The organism is uncultured Faecalibacterium sp., from assembly GCF_900066275.1.
GTDB classification, from domain to species: Bacteria; Bacillota; Clostridia; order Oscillospirales; family Ruminococcaceae; genus Faecalibacterium; species Faecalibacterium taiwanense.
Map to the genome: position 1 here is coordinate 17,123 of NZ_FMFG01000024.1, position 20,186 is coordinate 37,308.

Below are 20,186 nucleotides of genomic sequence, written 5' to 3' on the forward strand. Positions count from 1 at the left end.
TTATGAACGAACAGACAAAAGCGCAGGTGGAAGCTTATGCAGAAGAATGCCGCACCGAACAGCTGGAACTGCTGCGCACACTGGGAAAGATGCCTGCGCCGACCCGAAAGGAGGATTTTCGGGCAGCATTCTGCCGGGATTGGCTCCGGGCACAAGGGGCAGAAAATGTCCGCATCGACAGCGCTAAAAATGTGATCTGCAAACTGGGGCCGGACACTGAGGAACTGGTCGTTTTTGCCGCCCACACGGATATTGTGTTCCCAGATGTAGAAAATCTTCCCTTGCGGGAAGAGGGCGGCAAGCTATTTGCGCCGGGCATCGGCGATGATACTGCCAACCTCGTCAACTTGCTGATGGCTGCAAAATATCTGATCCAGAAACAAACCGCGCTGGAATATGGTGTGCTGGTGGTGGCGAATGCCTGCGAAGAAGGTCTGGGCAATCTGGACGGTACCAAGGCATTGTTTGCCAAGTACGGCACCCGTATTCAGGGGTTCTATTCTTTTGATATCTATATGCCGCTTTGCTGCAGCAGTGCCGTGGGTTCTTATCGGTATAAGATCACCTGTAAAACGCCCGGTGGTCACTCCTATGCAAATTTTGGCGACCCCAGTGCCATTCAACTGCTGTGTGGACTCGTGAATGAACTGTACCAGATCCAGCCACCGGTACGCTCCCGCACCACCTATAATGTAGGGCGTATCGAGGGCGGCACAACGGTCAACTCCATTGCACAGCAGGCATCCATGCTGTACGAGTTCCGTTCCACCGCACAGGATTGTCTGGAAGAGATGGAAGAAAAATTCCGTCGTGCTGTAGCGCACTGGAATGGCAGAGGCGGCGATTTTGAGGTGGAGCTGCTAGGCATCCGTCCCGGCAACGGCCCTGTTGACCAGAAAAGACTCGGTCAATTCACGGCAAAAAGTAAAGAGATTGTTCGCACCTTCACAGGCCGTGAACCGGACGAAACGCCCAACTCCACGGACAGCAACATCCCGCTGTCGCTGGGTATCCCGGCCAATACCATTGGTACGATAGATGGCGGATCGGCGCATACCCGGCAGGAGTGGGTGGACATTGCCAGCTTGCCCACAGGATTGAAAATCGTTCTTGGGCTGATGCTGGAGTATCAGAAAAGCGATTGCTTTTGAAATAAGCATGGGGTGTTCTGGCGGCAGTAGGGGGCCGTTGCAAAATAGCTCCAACAAAAAATGAGATAGACTTCCCCGAAAGGGGTTACCTATCTCATTTTTTGTTGTAAGCTGAGGTTGTGAAAAAACAGATACAACAGAAACAGTATTCCCGGCAAAATAAACTGCCAAACAAAAAGCCCCCGCATTATGATGCCAAGCAGGGTCGTAATGCGGAGGCCGCTGTTCTTTCAGAATAGCACAAAGGAGAAATTATGAAAATGCAGTAAAGGTTATCCCATGGTCACCTGCACCTCTACCACAGCGCCTTCCGGTGCCAGCGGCAGCAGGCTGCCCTCAATGGGCTTGCCATCCACAGCGACGCTCTTCACACCGTACTGGACTGCAGCGGTATTATCCACTGCAATGTGATAGGTTGCGCCCCGGTAGCGGCGGGTAACGGTGAAGCCGCCCAGCGTGTGTGGGATACAGGGGTCTACCTTCAGGCCGTCCAGCGTGGGCTGGATGCCAAGGATATACTGGCTCACATTGAAGAAGGTCCATGCGGCAGTGCCGGTCAGCCAGCTGTTCTTTGCTTCGCCAAAGGTGGGGGCATCCTTACCGGCCACCATCTGGCTGTAAACATAGGGTTCGGTGCGGTGGATCTCGGAAATATCCTCGATGTAGGCCGGGCATGTCTTGCGGTACACCTCAAAGGCCCGGTCGCCATGCCCCAGAACGGCTTCGGCACAGCTGATCCACGGATTGTTGTGGCAGAAGATACCGGCGTTCTCCTTGTATCCCGGAGGATAGCTGGAAATTTCGCCCAGATTGAGCTGATAACTGGTGTATGCAGGTTGGTGCAGAACCACACCGTACTTGGTATCCAGCCGTTCTTCTACGCTCTTCAATGCCTGCGCGGCCTGACCGGTCTCCTTGCCAATGCCAGCCATGACGCACATGCCCTGCGGCTCAATGAAGATCTGGCCCTCGGTGCACTCCTTGCTGCCAACAGGCTTGCCAAAAGCATCGTAGGCGCGGCGGAACCATGCGCCGTCCCAGCCAGAAGTCAGGGCCGCCTGTTCCACGCCGTCCACGGCCTTGCGGGCCGCAGCGGCTTCATCGGCAAGGTTCAGGTGGTCGCACAGTTCGGCGTACTCGTGGCCGTACTTGACGAACATGCCCGCAATGAACACGCTTTCGGCCACAGGGCCTTCGCTGGGACCGGTGATCTGGAAGCTCTCGCCCGGGTGCTCCGAGAAACAGTTCAGGTTCAGGCAGTCGTTCCAGTCGGCGCGGCCAATGAGCGGCAGGCCGTGGGGGCCAAGGTGGGTGACGGTAAAGTTGAAGCTGCGGCGCAGATGCTCCATCAGGCTCTGTGCCTTGCTGGCATCATTATCAAAGGGCACCTGCTCGTCCAGAATAGACCAGTCGCCGGTCTCGCGCAGATAGGCGGCAGTGCCGGCAATGAGCCACAGCGGGTCATCGTTGAAGCCGGTGCCGATATCGCGGTTGCCTTTCTTGGTCAGGGGCTGGTACTGGTGGTAGGCGCTGCCATCCTCAAACTGGGTGGCGGCGATATCCAGAATGCGCTCCCGTGCGCGGGACGGAATGATGTGTACAAAGCCCAGCAGATCCTGACAGCTGTCGCGGAAGCCCATGCCGCGGCCGGTCCCGCTTTCAAAGTAGCTGGCCGAGCGGCTCATATTGAAGGTGACCATACACTGATACTGGTGCCAGATGTTCACCATACGGTCCAGCTTTTCCTCGCCGGATTCCAGATGGTAGGTGGAGAGCAGAGCTTCCCAGTGGTCGGCCAGCGCCTTGCGGGCCGCGTCCACCTGTGCATCGGTGGCATAGCGTGCGATCATGGCATGGGCACGCTCCTTGTTGATAACACCGGGAGCCGTGAACTTTTCTTCCTGTGGGTTCTCGATGTAGCCCAGACCGAAGAGGATCTTCTTTTCCTCACCCGGTGCAAGGGTGACATGGATGTGCAGCGCGCCCACCGGTGCCCAGCCGTGGGCAATGCTGCCGGAGCAGTGCCCGGTGCGGACGGCCTGCGGGTCTGCAGGGCCGCCATACACACCGCAGAAGGCATCGCGGGTGGTATCAAAGCTGGTAACGGGCGTATTGCTCCAGAATACCGCATAGTGATTGCGGCGCTCACGGTATTCCGTCTTATGGTAGATGATGGCCGGCTCCACCTCCACCTCGCCGGTGGAGAAGTTGCGCTGGAAGTTGGAGCTGTCGTCAATGGCATCCCACAGGCAGAACTCCACATAGCTGAACACATCCAGCTCTTTTACGGCATCCGTCTTATTTTTCAAAGTCAGGCGGTCCAGCTCACAGGCATCGCCGGTGGGCACGAACAGCTCCTGCGCAGCGGAAACACCGTTCTTCTCACCCTCCAGAATGGTATAGCCCAGACCGTGGCGGCAGGCGTAGCTGTCCAGCTCTGTCTTGGTGGGCTGCCAGCCGGGGTTCCAGACGGTATCGCCATCCTTGATGTAAATGTGGTGGCCGTCCATATCCAGCGGGGAACTGTTATAGCGGTAGCGGGTCAGGCGGCGCATCCGAGCGTCGCGGTAAAAGCTGTAGCCGCCCGCCGTGTTGGAAACAAGACTGAAGAAATCCTCGCTGCCAAGGTAGTTGATCCAGGGCAGGGGCGTTTGCGGAGTGGTGATGACATATTCTTTGCGTGCGTCATCAAAATGGCCGAATTTCATAAATGCTTCCTCCTTATCAGCTGCCGGTAGCCCCGGCGGCATCGCTTTTGCGAAAACGATTAAGGCAGACGGTCAAAGCATTCTCTTTGCTTCTAGCATAGCCCAAGCAGGCCAAAAAAGCAAGAGGATTTTCTAAAAAAATTCTGAAAGTATCTTTCATAAATACGTATGTTTCCATGATTTTCAGAAAATTTATTTCAAGCACGCTTTTTGTGCTTCCTGTAAGCGAAAACGCTGAAACACAATTTATAGGTAATATTATATACGGCGAAAATCATAACGAAACTGCAACGAAAATCTTTTGATTTTAACCGAAATGTAACGAAACCCATCCAAGATGCACAATTTCGGTTCTTCAGAAACGAGCAAAACGCCAAAATTGAGTCAAAAGCAACGAAAGTTATTCTTTTGAGCTTGATTTTTCGTACAAAATACGCTATCATGAAATTGCGAAAACGATTAAGGACTTGACGGAGAACATCCCCCGTAAAACGTTCTTCGGAAGGAGGCAAACGAGCGATGCCGTCCCTGAAAGATCTGGCAAAGGAATGCGGCGTATCGGTGGCAACGGTCAGCAAGGCGCTGAACGACCAGCCGGATATCTCGCCTGCCACACGAGAACGGGTGCGGGCCGCAGCGCACCGTATGGGCTACCTGCCCAATGCTGCCGCCCGTTCCTTGAAAACAAACCGTACTTACAATCTGGGCGTTCTGTTCGTGGATGAACGGCAGAGCGGCCTGACCCACGAATACTTTTCCGCCGTGCTGGATAGCTTCAAGGTGGAAGCCGAGAAACACGGCTACGACATCACCTTTATCAACCACAATATCAGCGGCAAGAGCATGAGCTACCTTGAGCACTGCCGCTATCGCAATGTGGACGGTGTGGTGATCGCCTGCGTGAACTTCTACGAGCCGCAGGTGGTGGAGCTGGTGAACAGCGAGGTGCCGGTGGTCACGATCGATCATGTGTTCAATAACCGCATGGCGATCCTCTCGGATAACGTTTTCGGCCTGAAGGCGCTGGTGCGGCAGGCATGGGCCTGCGGCCACCGCCGCATCGCCTTTATCCACGGCGAAAAGACCGCCGTTACCGAGAACCGCGTTGCAGGTTTCTATCAAGCCTGCGAAGAGCTTGGCCTGAAGATCCCGGAAGCTTATGTGCGGGAGGGCATCTACCATGATGCCGACCGCTGTGCCGCTGAGACCAAAGCGTTGCTGGAGCTTCCGCAGCCGCCCACCTGCATCATCTTCCCGGACGATTTCTCTGCGCTGGGCGGCTACAACGCCATCAGCGAAGCGGGCCTTTCGATCCCCGAGGACATCTCGGTGATGGGCTACGACGGCATCTACCTTTCGCGGGTGGTCAAACCTCAGCTGGTGACCTATCAGCAGAACACCACCGCGCTGGGGCGCACCGCCGCCGACAAGCTCATTGAGCTCATCGAGCACCCGCGTGTGACCCTGCCCGAACAGATCCGCGTTTCCGGCAAATTGCTGGACGGCGGGTCGGTCAGCATTCTTTAATATGTCTCTAAAGGCTCTTGCTACGGAACCTTTTATGAAGAACACTTTTGTAAATAATGGAAAACCATGAAGGAGGTTTACCCTTATGAAAAAGATCTCTCGCCGTAATTTCCTGCTCGCTTCCGGTGCCGTGACCATTGGTGCAGCTCTGGCTGCCTGTGGTGGTTCTTCTTCCACCAGCACCGCTTCTTCTGCTCCGGCTTCCTCTGCTGCTTCCGCTGCTCCCGCAGCACAGGGCAAGGTGCTGAACATCTGGTGCTGGAATGATGAGTTCCAGAGCCGCTTCAACGACTACTATCCGGAAGTTTCCGAGATTGCAGCCGACAAGTCCACCACCACCCTGAAGGATGGCACCGTTGTGAAGTGGACCATCAATGCCAACGAGAACAACAACTATCAGAACAAGCTGGACGAAGCCCTGCTGAGCCAGGACAGCGCTGCTGATGACGACAAGATCGACATCTTCCTGATCGAGGCTGACTATGCTCTGAAGTATGTGGATTCCGATTACGTTCTGGATGTCAAGGCAGACATCGGCCTGACCGACGACGATCTGGCTGGCCAGTACCAGTACACCAAGGACATCGTTAGTGTGGACGGCAGCCAGCGCGGCACCACCTGGCAGGCAACTCCCGGTCTGTTTGCATACCGCCGCAGCATCGCCAAGGGTGTTCTGGGCACCGATGATCCCGCCGAAGTGCAGACCTACCTGTCCGACTGGGATAAGTTCAATGATGTAGCTGCACAGGCAGCCGCCAAGGGCTACAAGATGCTGTCCGGCTTTGATGATGCATACCGCACCTTCTCCAACAACGTGGCAGCTCCGTGGGTCACCGGCACTACCGTTACCGTTGATGAGAACATTATGAAGTGGGTCGATCAAACCAAGGAGTACACCGATAAGGGCTATAACAACAAGTCCAGCCTGTGGGACAGCCAGTGGGCAGCCGATCAGGGTCCCACCGGTAAGGTGTTCGGCTTCTTCTACTCCACTTGGGGCATCAACTTCACCCTGCTGGGCAACTCTCTGGAGACTCCTGTCGCTGAGGGCGGCAAGGAAGAAGTTGGCAACGGTATCTACGGCGATTACGCTGTGTGCGAAGGCCCTCAGCCCTACTACTGGGGCGGCACCTGGATCTGCGGCGCAGCCGGCAGCGACAACATCGAGACCATTAAGGATATTATGCAGAAGCTGACCTGCGATGAAGCCATCATGAAGCAGATCACCATGGATACGCAGGACTACACCAACAACGAGAAGGCTATGAACGAGATCGCAAACAGCGATTACAGCTCCGCTTTCCTGGGCGGCCAGAACCACATCGCTCTGTTTGCAGAGGCTGCAGCCAAGATCGATATGTCCAACGCCGGTCCGTACGATCAGGGCCTGAATGAGAGCTTCCAGAATGCATTCAAGGATTACTTTACCGGCAACGTGGACGAAGATACCGCAAAGGCAAACTTCGAGACCGCTATCAAGGAGAAGTATCCTGAGCTGACCGACGTGGTGTGGCCCGCATAATAGCAGCCGACCCTAAAACGGAAAAGTGAATACGCAGGGGCGGGCCGGACGCTGTTCCCGCCCGCCCCTGTTCTTTCCGCAAATTTATCAGGAGGCGATCCTATGGGAGAAAAGAAAAAGAAAGGGTCGATCAGCTACGCGAAATGGGGCTACATCTTCATTGCGCCGTTCTTCATCATCTTCGCGGTATTCCAGCTGATCCCTCTGGCATCCACCATTTACTACAGCTTTTTTGAATATTACCGCAGCGGCCTGAAGATCATTGGCCCGAACTTTGTGGGCCTGAAAAACTACATTACCCTGTTCGCCACCGATCTGCCCAAGTACTTTGGCAACACGCTGATCCTGTGGATCATCGGCTTTATCCCGCAGATCGCCATTTCCCTGTTGCTGGCAGCATGGTTCACCGATCTGCGCCTGAAGTTGAAGGGCCAGACCTTCTTCAAGACGGTCATCTACATGCCCAACCTGATCATGGCCTCCGCCTTTGCAATGCTGTTCTTCGCACTGTTCTCGGACAACGGCCCGGTGAACGCCGTGCTGCAGAGCATGGGCTGGATCAAAGAACCCATCAGCTTTTTGAACACCGTGTGGGGCAACCGCGGGCTGATCGGCCTGATGAACTTCCTGATGTGGTTCGGCAACACTACCATCATGCTGATGGCTGCGATCATGGGCGTGGATCCCACCCTGTACGAAGCGGCTGAACTGGACGGCTGCACTCCGAACCAGATGTTCTGGAAGATCACCATTCCGCTGATCCGTCCCATCCTTGTTTACGTCATGATCACCTCCATGATCGGCGGCCTGCAGATGTTCGATGTGCCGCAGATTTTGACCAACGGCAAGGGCGGCCCGGACCGCACCTCCACCACCATGATCATGTACCTGAACAACCACCTGTTCAGCAAGAACTACGGCATGGCCGGTGCAGTCTCGGTGGTGCTGTTCCTCGTGTGTGCAGTGCTGTGCGTTGTGGTCTACTTCTCCCTTACCAAGGAGGATGACGGCCTGACCCGCGCCCAGCGCAAAGAACTGAATGCCGCCAAAAAGGCAGCAAAAGGAGGGAAATGATTATGGCACACACTCCTAGAAATCAATCGGAAAAAGCAACACTGGCTGCACGCCGCGCATGGTGTTATCTGGTGCTGGTGCTCATCAGCTTTTTGTGCCTGTTCTTCTTCTATGTGCTGGTGATCAACTCCACCCGCACCCACTTCGAGATCCAGAAAGGCTTCTCGATGCTGCCGGGCAAATCGCTCATCACCAACTTCCAGAACGTGCTGGCCGATGCTAACATCCCTGTCATCACCGGCATCCGCAACAGCCTGATCGTCTCCGCCTGCTCGGCGGCGTTCAGCGTGTACTTCTCGGCCCTGACGGCCTACGGCATCTACGCCTATAACTTCAAATTCAAAAAGGCCGCGTTCGCCATTATCCTGCTGATCATGACCATGCCCACGCAGGTGTCCGCTCTGGGCTTTTTGCAGCTCATCACCAAGATGGGCCTGAAGAACAGCTTTATCCCGCTGATCCTGCCCAGCATTGCAGCGCCCACCGTGTTCTTCTTCATGAAGCAGTATCTGGACGCTTCCCTTCCCATGGAGATCGTAGAGGCTGCCCGCATCGACGGTGCAGGCGAGTTCTACACCTTCAACAAGATCGTGCTGCCCATTATGAAGCCCGCTCTGGCAGTGCAGGCCATTTTCTCCTTCGTGGCCAGCTGGAACAACTACTTCATTCCCGCTCTGGTGCTGGACAGCGCCGACAAAAAGACCCTGCCCATCCTGATCGCACAGCTGCGCAGTGCAGACTTCCTCAAGTTTGATATGGGCAAGGTTTACATGATGGTGGCTATCGCCATTCTGCCCGTCATCATCGTGTACCTGCTGCTTTCCAAGTTCATCGTCCGCGGTGTTGCTTTGGGCGGCGTGAAAGGCTGACGGCATTTTGCCGCAAACAACAAGAGGGTCCCGGAGAAAATTCCGGGACCCTTTTGCTGTGTTTAGGATATAAGGAATTTTTGGAAGAGATCAGGAGAAAAAACAAGGCATACACATTCTGTCGGAGGTTTTAAGGGGATAAGATTTACTCGCCGCGGACGGCTGCGAAACCTGCTTCCAGATCAGCAATGATATCGTCGATGTGCTCAGTGCCGATGGACAGGCGGATGGTGTTCTGATAGATCTGCTGCTCGGCCAGCTCTTCGTCGTTCAGCTGGCTGTGGGTGGTGGAAGCCGGGTGGATGACCAGACTCTTCACATCAGCAACGTTTGCCAGCAGGGAGAAGACCTTCAGGTTATCGATGAACTTGAATGCTTCCTCGCGGCCGCCTTTGATGTTGAAGGTAAAGATGGAAGCACCGCCGTTGGGGAAGTACTTCTCGTACAGGGCGTGATCCGGGTGATCCGGCAGGGAGGGGTGGTTGACCTTCTCCACCTGCGGGTGGTTTGCCAGAAACTCGACTACCTTCTTGGTGTTCTCCACATGGCGCTCGATGCGCAGGCTCAGGGTCTCGGTGCCCTGCAGCAGCAGGAAGGCGTTGAACGGCGAAATGGTGGCACCGGTATCACGCAGCAGGATCGCACGGATGTAGGTGACAAAAGCTGCGGGGCCTGCTGCATCGGCAAAGGAAACGCCGTGGTAGCTGGGGTTGGGGTCAGCAATGTTGCCGAACTTACCGCTTGCCTTCCAGTCGAACTTGCCGCTGTCCACAATGATGCCGCCCAGCGTGGTGCCGTGGCCGCCGATGAACTTGGTGGCGGAATGAACAACGATATCTGCGCCGTGCTCAATGGGACGGATCAGGTACGGGGTGCCGAAGGTATTATCGATGACCAGCGGCAGGCCGTGCTTGTGCGCGATGGCTGCAATGGCATCGATATCGGGGATATCGCTGTTGGGGTTGCCCAGAGTTTCCAGATAGACGGCCTTGGTGTTGGGCTGGATGGCATTCTCCACCTCAGCCAGATCGTGTGCGTTCACAAAGGTGGTGGTGACGCCGAACTGGGTCAGGGTGTGCTCCAGCAGGTTGTAGCTGCCGCCGTAGATGGTCTTCTGAGCCACGATGTGGTCACCGGCCTGTGCCAGTGCTTCGATGGTGTAGGTGATGGCAGCGGCACCGGAGGCGGTTGCCAGAGCAGCCACGCCGCCCTCCAGCGCAGCGATGCGCTTCTCGAACACGTCCTGCGTGGAGTTGGTCAGGCGGCCGTAGATGTTGCCGGCATCTGCCAGACCAAAGCGGTCTGCTGCGTGCTGGCTGTTGCGGAACACATAGGAAGTGGTCTGGTAAATGGGCACTGCACGGGAATCGGTTGCGGGATCGGCCTGCTCCTGGCCAACGTGAAGCTGCAGGGTCTCAAATTTATAGTTAGACATAGTATTTTACCTCTCTATTTATACTTATAGTATAATTTTCTGATACAAAAAATCCCGATGCGTGATACAAAAGCGCACCGGGCAAACACAATTCAAAGCGATTCTGTCAACGTCACATTCGGGTACACATTCGTGCACAGCAAGAGGGCATCGTACAGTTCACAGCAAGATGTTCTGCCCGGTCACCGCACATTCGCCCACAGCGGAAGTTTGCATGCAGCAGGTCGTTCCAAATCAGCTTCATATCCGTGCCCTCCTTTCCCGTAAAACTCTTTCCCACTCATCTACAAACCGGCACCTCTATCTGCTCTGTACCGGGAAGCAAAACCCTTGCTTTCTTTTTCCCACTAGGTTTGTGGATTTGTTGTTTGCATTATATTCCCTCTTACCCAGTTTGTCAATAGGTTAATTCCAGTTTTTTTCAAATTGAGTTTTCTGCACGATGCGCAGCCCGCATTTGCAGCATCCCGTTGTGCAGTTCCAACAGGAGTAACACTTCTGCTTCTTCAAAAATTTTATTTTTCCATTGATAAAACCTTAAAATTTTATTGTTATACTAAAGCTGTTCCTTGCAAACGCCCTGCAAATCGTTTATTATGGTAGCGTTCTTTTTTATCATCAAAGGAGTTTTTTCGATGCTGCATCGTTTCTTTCATTTTTTAAAGCAGAGCCTGCTCGTTGTTCTTTGCATCCTGCTGCTTGGCGGGCTGCTGGCAGGCGGCTGGTTCTTTTATCAGGGCAGACAGCTGTACCGCAGTGCCGCCAGCAGTTACCCAGTGGCTTCCATGTACGACACCATCTGTGCCCGCGGGAGCTATACTTCCTACGATGCGCTGCCGCAGATCTATATTAACGCAGTCATCTGCACCGAGGACGAGCATTTTATGACCCACAAGGGCATCGACCCGGGGGCCATTGCACGCGCCCTGCTGGCCGACCTGCGCACCCACTCGCTGGCCGAGGGCGGCAGCACCTTGACCCAGCAGCTTGCCAAGAACGAGCTGTTCACGCAGGACAAGCATCTGGCCCGCAAGGCTGCCGAGATGCTTGCTGCTTTTGATCTTGAAAAGACCTACTCCAAGCAGCAGATCTTTGAGATGTACGCCAACACCATCTATTTTGGCAGCGGGTATTATGGCATTGCAGAAGCTGCCGAGGGCTACTTTGGCAAGGAACCGGCCCAGCTGACCGATGCCGAAGCGATCTATCTGGCGGGTATGCCCAACGCGCCTTCCACCTACGCCAGCAGCCCGGAGCTTGCCTTCAAGCGGATGCAGGTGGTGCTCAAGCGGATGGTCAAATGCCGCGTGCTCACCAAGCAGCAGGCCGATGCCATTGCCGCAGATGCTGAAAACTTAACGGTTTAAACAAAACACCGCGCCCTGTCTGCTGCGGATCAGACAAGGCGCGGTGTTTTGTTTTGCGGTATTTGGTTTGGTAAAGGAGGAATCATGTTACCCGTTCAGGCGGTTGCGGCCCCGCCTGTCGGTAGCATTATCATACCAAAGAATTTCTGCGAAACCATGTTCTTTTTATGAAGATTTTGTAAACTCACTCCGGCGCTTTCATGCTTTCCACCATGCTGATATGCCGCACATGCCGCCGCATGGCAAAGCACACCACAAAGGTGAACAGCATCGTCAATGCCACTGCCAGCAGATAACTGTGGGGTGCAATGGTGCGAATAAACATCAGCTGATCCATTTCCACGGTCAGGACGATGAACCGGTGCAGCGGCACGCCCAGCAGCAGGCCCACGCCGGAGCCGATGAGGGACAAAAGCTCGATCTCGCGGAAGATGTAGCGGTACACTTCTTTGTCATAGAAGCCCAGAACCTTGATAGTGGCAAGCTCCTTTTTGCGCTCGGCAAGGTTGACGCTGATCAGGTTGTACAGCACCACCGCCGCCAGCGCCGCCGCGCACACGATGATCAGCACCACCACGTAGTTCAGGCTGCCGATCAGGCTGCCGAACATGGAGGTGGTGTCCTCGGTGAAGCTGACGCTGCTCACATAGTTGCAGTCCAGCAGCTTTGTGCGCAGGGCGTTGTACTCCGCCTCGGTGGTACAGCCGGTCAGGCCGTACACAGTATTCCACTCCGGCGTGCTGCCCAGCAGGGCCTGCAGCTGCGCATTGGAGAGATACAGCCGGGTGAACATGTAGTTCTCGGTAATGCCGGTCAGGGTCAGCGGCACGCGGCTCCCGTCTGCAGCCTCCACATAGAACGTATCGCCCACGCTCAGCTCCAGATTCAGGGCCGTTTTTTCGGTCAGGATCACGCTGTCCTCTTCAAAGGGAATGGGGTCGTGGCCCACCCGAGTGCGGAAGGTGAAGTATTCGGTCATCCGGGCATCGTCCTCCGCGCCTACGATGCTGACATCGGCGCTCCCGCCCTCTTCATTATAAAGGGTGGTGGACTTTGTGTAGAACGCGCCCCAGCTGCGGACCGCACTGCTGCTGTCCAGCGTGTCGGCAAGGCCCTGCTCCATGGTCAGCGCCTTTTCATCGCTGAGCGAGATGGTGAGATCGTTGTGGGTCAGCTGCCCGGACTGCTTGTCCACGATGGGCAGGATGGAATCCTGAATGCCAAAACCGATCAGCAGCAGCGCCGTGCAGCCTGCCACGCCCAGCACTGTCATGAAGAAGCGCTTTTTGTAGCGGAACAGGTTGCGGGCTGTGGTCTTTTGGGAGAAGCTCATGTGCTGCCACAGCGGGGTGATGTACTCCAAAAAGATGCGCTTGCCTGCCACCGGGGCCCGGGGCAGCAGCAAAGCTGCAGTCTTTTCCTTCAGGCTGGCACGGCAGGCGTTCCATGTAGCAAAACCGATGACGGCCGCGCTGATGGCTACGCTGGCTGCCGCCATGCCGGGGTAAAAGTGCAGCGTAAAGGTGGACATGCTGAAGATCATCTGGTAAGCATACCAGATGATGAGCGGGAACACCACAAAACCGATGACCATGCCCACGATGCTGCCCAGCACGCTGGCGCTGAGGGCATAGAACAGATACTTGCCTGCGATCTTTGCGTTGGAGTAGCCCAACGCTTTCAGAGTGCCCAGCTGCAGGCGGTTCTCATCCACCATGCGGGTCATAGTAGTAGTGGCCACCAGCGCCGCCACCAGGAAGAAGAACACCGGGAACACCCGTGCAATGGCATCCATGCGGTCGGCATACTGCTCAAAGGTGACAAAGCTCACGGTGGAGCTGCGGTCCAGCACATACCACTCGCCGCTCTTGATCTGGCTCACCTGCTCCTCGGCATCGTTCAGCTGGGCAAGGCCGTCGGCCAGCTGCTGTTCGGCATCGGCCTTCCGGCTCTCGTACTCCGCGCGGGAATCGGCCAGCTGCTGCACGCCGTCGTTGTACTGCTGCCAGCCCTCGTCCAGCCGGGTGCGTGCCGCATCGAACTGGGTGTAGGCTGTGGCCGTGCCGGTGGTCAGCTGCAGCTGCCCCTGCAGAAGCTTTACCTTCATCTGGCGCAGTGCTGCCTTTGCCTCAGTCACCAGCTGCTCGTTGGAAAGGCTGGGCGAAGAGATCAGCCCCTGTGCATACATCTGGCGCTTGCCCTCGTCCAGCTGGGCCTGATAGCCGTTCAGCTGGCCGCTGATGTTGTCGTAAGCATCCTGCGCCTTCTGCAGGGCATCCCGCAGCTCGGTGTACTCTTCATCGGCAGGTTCCGCTTCGTCCAGCGCCTTCTGCGCGTTGTGCAGAGCCGTTTCGGCATAGCCCAGCAGCGGGTCGGCCACCTTTTTCAGGTTCACCAGCATCTCGATCTGCTGCAGCTGATCCTCAAATTCCAGCAGCTGCTGCTCGCCGCTCACCAGCTCGTCCGCACCGCCCTGCATAGTATCCGGCAGGGCCTTTTTGTTGGCGGCAAGCTCCGCTTCGCCCGCGTCCAGCTGGGCTTTGGCGCTGTCCAGCTGTGCCTGTGCATCGGCCAGCTGCTGCTCTGCCTCCGCAAACTGACGGTCTGCTTCGGCTTTTTTGTCGTTGTACTCGGCCCGGGCGTCGGCCAGCTCTGCACTGGCGTCCTCGATCAGCTCCGCCCGCCGGGCCGTGCACTGTGCGCCGCTGATGGCCTTTACCCTTGCGGCTGTGTCATCCACCGCTGCCTGATACGCGTCCGAGTAATTATCATACAGGCCGGCATTTTTTACTTTGAGATAGCACGCCGTATAATAATCCGTGGTCAGGCTGCCCTCCGGCAGGAACACAATATCATCCAGCTGGCCGTCACCGGCGGTGCTGCTCTCCTTGTCCGTGGAAAAATGCTGCGGGTCCTGCACGGTGCCCACTACCGTGAACTGCTTCCGGCTCACATGTTCGGTGTCCTCCGGCAGGGTGAGCACCGTGCCCGGTTCCACCGGGTCGCCGTAGCCCATCACATGTACCACGCACTCGTCCGGGGCCTCAGGCATCCGGCCCGAGAGCAACACCAGACGGTTCATATTTTCTGCCGTGTCGGCCCCGGGGTCGGCGGGCAGCTGCTGCAGGCGCACCACCGCCGTCTCGCTCTGGCCCTGCCACTGGGCCTCCACGTCCTGATATTTCACCGGCTGCACAGCCTCCACGCCGTCCACGGCGGCAATGGCGGCAATGTCCTCCTCCGAAAGGCCCAGCGTGGACAGCACCCGCAGGTCGAACACGTTCTGCTGCACGTAGTATTTCTGCCCGGCGATGCGCATGCTGGGCGCAAAACTCATCAGGCCGGTCAGCATCATCACGCCCAGCGCTACGATGCCGAACAGCGAGACCATGCGGCTCAGGTTGTCCTTCATTTCCCGCAGGATGTTTTTACGATAACTTTTCAGCACAGCTCTCACCACTCAATCTCCTGCACCGGCACAGGGTGCTCGTTGACCTGATTGGAGACGATCTTGCCGCTGCGCACCTGAATGATGCGGTCTGCCATCGCCGTCAGGGCGGTGTTGTGGGTAATAACGATCACCGTGCGGCCGGTGCGGCGGCAGGTATCCTGCAAAAGAGCCAGCACCTGCTTGCCGGTCTTGTAATCCAGTGCACCGGTGGGCTCGTCGCAGAGCAGCAGCTTGGGGTTTTTGGCCAGTGCGCGGGCAATGGATACCCGCTGCTGCTCGCCGCCGGAAAGCTGGGCCGGGAAGTTGTTCAGCCGCTCTCCCAGACCCACGCTGCGCAGGGTCTCTTTGGGGTCCAGCGGGTCACGGCAGATCTCGCTGGCCAGCTCCACATTCTCCAGTGCGGTCAGGTTCTGCACAAGGTTGTAGAACTGGAACACAAAGCCCACATCGTACCGGCGGTAGGTGGTGAGCTCTCTGGCGGTAAAGTGGCTCACGTTCTGGCCGTCCAGCCAGACATTGCCCTCGTCGCAGCTGTCCATGCCGCCAAGGATGTTCAGCAGGGTGGTCTTGCCTGCGCCGGAAGGCCCCACGATGATGCAGAACTCCCCCTTATCCACATAGAAATTCAGGTGGTCTGCGGCGGCGATCTTCACACTGCCGGTCTGATAGTATTTGCAAACGTCCTCAAACTCCACAAAATGCTCCATGGCGTTTTTTCCTTTCTATCGGGAATGCATACTGTTTCAATTTAACTATAACATCTCCCGGCAGACTTTGCAAAGACATCTGCGCAAATTTTCAAAAACTTAACAGAAAAGCGCAAAAAGGGCCGCTGCACATCCCTGCGTGCAGCAGCCCTTTCATCATTTGATCTCAGCGGTCAGCGCCCCACGATCAAATCGCGGCGGCAGCGCAGGCCCACGGTGAGGAAGGTGTTTTCGCCCAGTCGGCGCAGCACCACGCGGTCGGTGCCCTTCTGGCCCTCCACCAGCAGAGACAGGTTCAGGGTGGTGGAGCCCTTCTCAGTCTGGACCACCAGCGTGCTCACGCCCTCGTTCAGCAGGGTCTGCATGTCCTGCACGGTGGTGCGGAAAGTAGCAGAACCGGCGGGCACATCCAGCGTCAGCACACTGTCCTTCTGGCGGGCAGTGTACAGCACTTCTCTGCCGAACAGGCCCTTGACGGTGTAACGGGCCTCGCTCTTTTTCGCCGCTGCATCTGCGGACGGGGCGGCCAGCTCATCGCCGGAGATCAGCATGATATTTCCCTGAATGGGGTTTCCCTCCGGTGCGCCGTAGCCGCCGTAGGTGGGGTCCTTTTCGCCGATCGCCACATCGGCGCTGTGCAGGGCGATATCCCCCTGCACCATCTGCTCCTGCGGGGGCAGATAGCCTGCGGCAGCAGGGTCGTTGATGTCTGCCTCTGCGGCAAATGCGCCCACGCTCAGCATGGCGGCAGCACCCAGCACTGCAGCGGTGGTGGTGACGGTACGGACAAATTTATGGTTCAGTTTCATTTGGAATACCTCCGTTGACGGCGGTTTTGCACCGCACATTTTTGTTTTGTGGAAAACCATGGTCTGCCATGCGGTGTAATACAAAACCGCCGCATCTGTCTTATAAACGGATGCGGCGGCGGGATTATTGCAGCAGGCTAAAAAAAATTTTTGGCAGCTCTGCCGCCGGGGTCACTGGGCCTGTGCCGGTTCCCGGTTCAGGATCTCCATGAACTCCTCGCCGGTGATAGTCTCTTTCTGGTACAAATACTGTGCCAGCTCATCCAGCTTGGCGCGGTTGTCGGTCAGGATGCGGACAGCCTTTTCGTGCTGGGCCCGGACCAGCTCCACCACCTTCTGGTCGATCTCGCGCTGGGTCTGCGCCGAGCAGGCCAGCGAGGTGTCACCGCCCAGATACTGGTTGTTCACGGTCTCCAGCGCCACCATGTCAAAGTCCTTGCTCATGCCGTAGCGGGTAAGCATGGCGCGGGCAAGCTTGGTGGCCTGCTCGATATCGTTGGAGGCACCGGTGGTGATGGATCGGAACACCACTTCCTCGGCGGCGCGTCCGCCGGTAAGGGTGGCGATCTTGTTTTCCAGCTCTTCCTTGCTCATCAGGTAGTGGTTGCCCTCGTCCACCTGCATGGTGTAACCCAGTGCGCCGGAGGTGCGGGGGATAATGGTGATCTTCTGCACAGGGGCAGAGTTGGATTGCTTGGCCGCCACCAGTGCATGGCCGATCTCGTGGTAGGCCACGATGCACTTTTCCTTGTCGGTGAGGATGGAGTTCTTCTTCTGGTAGCCTGCAATGACCACCTCGATGCTCTCCTCCAGATCGGCCTGCGTCACGCTCTTACGGCCTGCACGCACAGCGCGCAGAGCTGCTTCGTTGACAATGTTGGCAAGTTCCGCACCGGATGCACCGGAAGCCATGCGGGCCACAGTGTTGAAGTCGATGCCCGGGGCCAGCGCCACCTTTTTGGCGTGCACTTTCAAAATCTCTTCGCGGCCCTTAAGGTCGGGCAGCTCCACCGGCACACGGCGGTCAAAACGTCCGGGACGGGTCAGCGCCGGGTCCAGCGAATCCGGGCGGTTGGTAGCCGCCAGAATGATGACGCCGGTGTTGCTCTCAAAGCCGTCCATCTCGGTGAGCAGCTGGTTCAAAGTCTGCTCACGCTCGTCGTTGCCGCCGAGATTGCCGCTGTTGCGCTTCTGACCGATGGCATCGATCTCATCGATGAACACGATGCAGGGGGCCTTTTCCTTGGCCTGCCGGAACAGGTCGCGCACCTTGGATGCGCCCATGCCCACGAACATCTCCACGAATTCAGAGCCGGAAATGGAGAAGAACGGCACGTTGGATTCGCCTGCCACGGCCTTAGCCAGCATGGTCTTGCCGGTGCCCGGAGGGCCCACCAGCAGAATGCCCTTGGGCATGGATGCGCCAATGCTCTCGTACTTGCCGGGGTCGTGCAGGTAATCCACGATCTCCTGCAGGTTTTCCTTAGCTTCATCCTCACCGGCAACATCCGCAAAGCGGATGCCGTGGGTGGACTGCACATAGACCTTGGCATTGGATTTGCCCACGCCGCCGAACATCATGGACCCCGGGCCGCCGCCGGCCTTTTCCATCAGCTTTTTGTTCATCTGGTTGCCGATGAAGCTGAACAACAGGATGGGCAGCAGGAACCAGATCAGGAAATTGAGCATCGGCGACCCCTGCTCCACGATCTCGCTGGAAAACTGTGCTCCGGCATCATACAGGCGCTGGGTAAGCTCCGGGTCGTTCATCAGGCCGGTCTTGTAGACCTGCTTTTCCTCTTTATCGGTAAAAATGATCTGATTGGATTCGATATCCACACGGCCGATGTTCTTTTCCTCGGTCATGGTCATAAAGGTACCGTAGTCCACTTCCTCCACCTGACGCTCGCTCATCCACGGCAGCAGCACAAGGTTGAGCAGCAGCAGGACCGCCAGCACGATGGCGTAGTAGATCGCCAGCGGCTTTTTGGAAGGCTTGACTTCTTTCATGTGGCAATTCCTCCTTTGGTTCCTGATGCAAGTAGTATAGCACAGTAAAACCGGGCGCAACAGCAATTCGAGCACAACTTTCCAAAAACTTAGCAAATTGTTAACATTAACGCCTCGTGCATAATTTTGGAAAATTCTGCCCCTCATTTTGTGAAATTGTTTCATTTTGAGAATGAGTCAGATTGCTTGACACTGCCCGCGAATCATGCTAAACTTAGTCCACTTTGAAAAAAGCACAAATGCGTTGACGGGGAAAAAACGATTTTCTTCTGCGTACAGAGAGCCGCCGGGTGGTGCAAGGCGGGTGCAGAGGGTTTCGGTTACTGGCCCCTGAGCGGCAGGGCTGAACACACAAGTAGGCTCTGACGGATGTCCACCGTTACAAGGACAGCGATTCGCCGCAAAAAGCCGATCGTGCAAAGCGGCTGTGCCCAAAGGCGCAGCAAAGAGAGTGGTACCACGGGTGCCCTGTAGTTTGAACTTTACAGGCTCTCGTCTCTCAAGGTTTTCGCCTTGAAAGACGAGAGCCTTTTCGTATATCTGCCTTTTGGAAGCAGGCTTGCCTTCTCCGTCACGGCTTACGCCGTGCCACCTCTCCCAAAGTGAGAGGCCTTGGCAGTACGGCAAAGTTTTCGGTTTTGCCAAGGGCTCCCCCTTTGGGGGAGCTGTCGAACGAATGTGAGACTGAGAGGGCGAGGACGCTCACAAAGAGCATGGAGCAAGAAGTGTAAATTGTTTGGGAGGACGCGCAAATGATGGACGCAACCAAGTACGCTCCGGGTTACTACCCGGTACCCGCAGGCTATGACAGCTGGGTAAAGAAGGATCACATTGAAAAAGCCCCCGCATGGTGCAGTGTGGACCTGCGCGACGGCAATCAGGCCCTGATCGTGCCCATGAGCCTTGAGGAAAAGCTGGAGTTCTTCCAGATGCTGGTCAAGATCGGCTTCAAGGAGATTGAGGTGGGCTTCCCTGCCGCCAGCGACACCGAGTACGAGTTCCTGCGCACCCTGATCGAGAAGAACATGATCCCCGAGGATGTCACCGTGCAGGTGCTGACCCAGTGCCGCGACCACATCATCCGCAAGACCTTCGAGGCCGTCAAGGGCGCACCCCGCGCGGTGATCCACTTCTATAATTCCACCTCTGTGGCCCAGCGCGAGCAGGTGTTCCACAAGAGCAAGGAGGAGATCAAGCAGATCGCCACCGACGGCGCAAAGCTGGTCAAGCAGCTGAGCGAGGAGTATGATGGCAACTTCCTGTTCGAGTACAGCCCTGAGAGCTTTACCGGCACCGAGGTGGACTATGCGGTGGATGTGTGCAACGCCGTGCTGGACATCATGCAGCCCACCCCGGACCGCCCCATGATCATCAACCTGCCCGTTACCGTGGAAATGAGCATGCCGCATGTCTACGCAAACCAGATCGAGTACTGCGACAAGCACCTGAAATACCGCGACAGCGTCATCATCTCCACCCATCCCCACAACGACCGCGGCACCGGCGTGGCCTGCGCAGAGCTGGCCGTGCTGGCGGGTGCACAGCGGGTGGAGTGC

13 protein-coding genes, 1 pseudogene and 1 other annotated feature are annotated in these 20,186 nt (G+C 56.7%); of the genes and pseudogenes, 7 read left to right on the forward strand and 7 right to left on the reverse strand.

What is annotated here, in order from left to right; genetic code table 11:
- The first annotated feature begins 2 nt into the window (after positions 1 to 2).
- Complete coding sequence (locus tag QZL71_RS08905; RefSeq protein ID WP_294648526.1) at positions 3 to 1,151, forward strand: M20/M25/M40 family metallo-hydrolase; 1,149 nt, start codon at positions 3 to 5, stop codon at positions 1,149 to 1,151.
- 272 nt (positions 1,152 to 1,423) lie between these two features.
- On the opposite strand, the gene QZL71_RS08910 is transcribed toward QZL71_RS08905, so the two are convergent.
- The gene (locus tag QZL71_RS08910; protein ID WP_097774016.1) at positions 1,424 to 3,859 is read right to left on the reverse strand and encodes a GH36-type glycosyl hydrolase domain-containing protein; all 2,436 of its coding nucleotides are present in this window, start codon (positions 3,857 to 3,859) and stop codon (positions 1,424 to 1,426) included.
- Positions 3,860 to 3,875: 16 nt separating this feature from the next.
- Positions 3,876 to 4,064: a hypothetical protein gene (locus QZL71_RS08915; protein ID WP_097774017.1), complete on the reverse strand. Its 189-nt coding sequence runs from the start codon at positions 4,062 to 4,064 to the stop codon at positions 3,876 to 3,878.
- A 314-nt stretch (positions 4,065 to 4,378) separates the two neighbouring features.
- On the opposite strand from QZL71_RS08915, the gene QZL71_RS08920 reads away from it, so the two are divergent.
- From QZL71_RS08920 to QZL71_RS08935, 4 genes are all read left to right on the forward strand, one after another.
- Positions 4,379 to 5,386: a LacI family DNA-binding transcriptional regulator gene (locus QZL71_RS08920; RefSeq protein ID WP_294648527.1), complete on the forward strand. Its 1,008-nt coding sequence runs from the start codon at positions 4,379 to 4,381 to the stop codon at positions 5,384 to 5,386.
- Positions 5,387 to 5,471: 85 nt separating this feature from the next.
- Positions 5,472 to 6,908, forward strand: coding sequence for a twin-arginine translocation signal domain-containing protein (locus QZL71_RS08925; protein ID WP_294648528.1), 1,437 nt, complete (start codon positions 5,472 to 5,474; stop codon positions 6,906 to 6,908).
- Positions 6,909 to 7,010: 102 nt separating this feature from the next.
- Positions 7,011 to 7,982 (forward strand): carbohydrate ABC transporter permease, encoded by a 972-nt coding sequence (locus QZL71_RS08930; RefSeq protein ID WP_294648529.1) that lies wholly within the window; start codon positions 7,011 to 7,013, stop codon positions 7,980 to 7,982.
- 2 nt (positions 7,983 to 7,984) lie between these two features.
- Positions 7,985 to 8,851, forward strand: coding sequence for a carbohydrate ABC transporter permease (locus QZL71_RS08935; protein WP_044953743.1), 867 nt, complete (start codon positions 7,985 to 7,987; stop codon positions 8,849 to 8,851).
- Positions 8,852 to 8,996: 145 nt separating this feature from the next.
- Here QZL71_RS08935 and QZL71_RS08940 read toward each other — a convergent pair whose 3' ends face one another.
- Entirely contained in the window at positions 8,997 to 10,286 is a 1,290-nt protein-coding gene (locus QZL71_RS08940) for an O-acetylhomoserine aminocarboxypropyltransferase/cysteine synthase family protein (RefSeq protein WP_120081370.1), read from the reverse strand.
- 635 nt (positions 10,287 to 10,921) lie between these two features.
- Here QZL71_RS08940 and QZL71_RS08945 point away from each other — a divergent pair.
- On the forward strand, positions 10,922 to 11,653 hold the full coding sequence (locus QZL71_RS08945; protein WP_294648530.1) for a biosynthetic peptidoglycan transglycosylase: 732 nt from the start codon (positions 10,922 to 10,924) through the stop codon (positions 11,651 to 11,653).
- A gap of 184 nt (positions 11,654 to 11,837) precedes the next feature.
- Here QZL71_RS08945 and QZL71_RS08950 read toward each other — a convergent pair whose 3' ends face one another.
- From QZL71_RS08950 to ftsH, 4 genes are all read right to left on the reverse strand, one after another.
- On the reverse strand, positions 11,838 to 15,110 hold the full coding sequence (locus QZL71_RS08950) for an ABC transporter permease (protein WP_294648531.1): 3,273 nt from the start codon (positions 15,108 to 15,110) through the stop codon (positions 11,838 to 11,840).
- Entirely contained in the window at positions 15,107 to 15,811 is a 705-nt protein-coding gene (locus tag QZL71_RS08955; RefSeq protein ID WP_005942271.1) for an ABC transporter ATP-binding protein, read from the reverse strand. The genes QZL71_RS08950 and QZL71_RS08955 overlap by 4 nt, the downstream gene beginning before the upstream one ends.
- 173 nt (positions 15,812 to 15,984) lie before the next feature.
- Positions 15,985 to 16,620 carry a hypothetical protein gene (locus QZL71_RS08960; protein ID WP_044953740.1) on the reverse strand — a complete coding sequence of 212 codons (636 nt, stop codon included), beginning with the start codon at positions 16,618 to 16,620 and terminating at the stop codon, positions 15,985 to 15,987.
- A 171-nt stretch (positions 16,621 to 16,791) separates the two neighbouring features.
- The gene (gene ftsH, locus QZL71_RS08965; RefSeq protein WP_154255886.1) at positions 16,792 to 18,630 is read right to left on the reverse strand and encodes an ATP-dependent zinc metalloprotease FtsH; all 1,839 of its coding nucleotides are present in this window, start codon (positions 18,628 to 18,630) and stop codon (positions 16,792 to 16,794) included.
- 235 nt (positions 18,631 to 18,865) lie between these two features.
- Positions 18,866 to 19,133: a binding site (T-box leader), on the forward strand.
- 249 nt (positions 19,134 to 19,382) lie between these two features.
- Between ftsH and QZL71_RS08970 the strand changes: the two are divergent.
- Positions 19,383 to 20,186: pseudogene (locus QZL71_RS08970) on the forward strand (2-isopropylmalate synthase); the annotation flags it as partial.

What these genes read in the sequence shown, in the direction of transcription:
- QZL71_RS08905 (WP_294648526.1), top strand. Translation starts at nt 3, where the DNA reads ATGAACGAACAGACAAAAGCGCAGGTGGAAGCTTATGCAGAAGAATGC.
- QZL71_RS08910 (WP_097774016.1), bottom strand. Translation starts at nt 3,859, where the DNA reads ATGAAATTCGGCCATTTTGATGACGCACGCAAAGAATATGTCATCACC.
- QZL71_RS08920 (WP_294648527.1), top strand. Translation starts at nt 4,379, where the DNA reads ATGCCGTCCCTGAAAGATCTGGCAAAGGAATGCGGCGTATCGGTGGCA.
- QZL71_RS08925 (WP_294648528.1), top strand. Translation starts at nt 5,472, where the DNA reads ATGAAAAAGATCTCTCGCCGTAATTTCCTGCTCGCTTCCGGTGCCGTG.
- QZL71_RS08930 (WP_294648529.1), top strand. Translation starts at nt 7,011, where the DNA reads ATGGGAGAAAAGAAAAAGAAAGGGTCGATCAGCTACGCGAAATGGGGC.
- QZL71_RS08935 (WP_044953743.1), top strand. Translation starts at nt 7,985, where the DNA reads ATGGCACACACTCCTAGAAATCAATCGGAAAAAGCAACACTGGCTGCA.
- QZL71_RS08940 (WP_120081370.1), bottom strand. Translation starts at nt 10,286, where the DNA reads ATGTCTAACTATAAATTTGAGACCCTGCAGCTTCACGTTGGCCAGGAG.
- QZL71_RS08945 (WP_294648530.1), top strand. Translation starts at nt 10,922, where the DNA reads ATGCTGCATCGTTTCTTTCATTTTTTAAAGCAGAGCCTGCTCGTTGTT.
- QZL71_RS08955 (WP_005942271.1), bottom strand. Translation starts at nt 15,811, where the DNA reads ATGGAGCATTTTGTGGAGTTTGAGGACGTTTGCAAATACTATCAGACC.
- QZL71_RS08960 (WP_044953740.1), bottom strand. Translation starts at nt 16,620, where the DNA reads ATGAAACTGAACCATAAATTTGTCCGTACCGTCACCACCACCGCTGCA.
- ftsH (WP_154255886.1), bottom strand. Translation starts at nt 18,630, where the DNA reads ATGAAAGAAGTCAAGCCTTCCAAAAAGCCGCTGGCGATCTACTACGCC.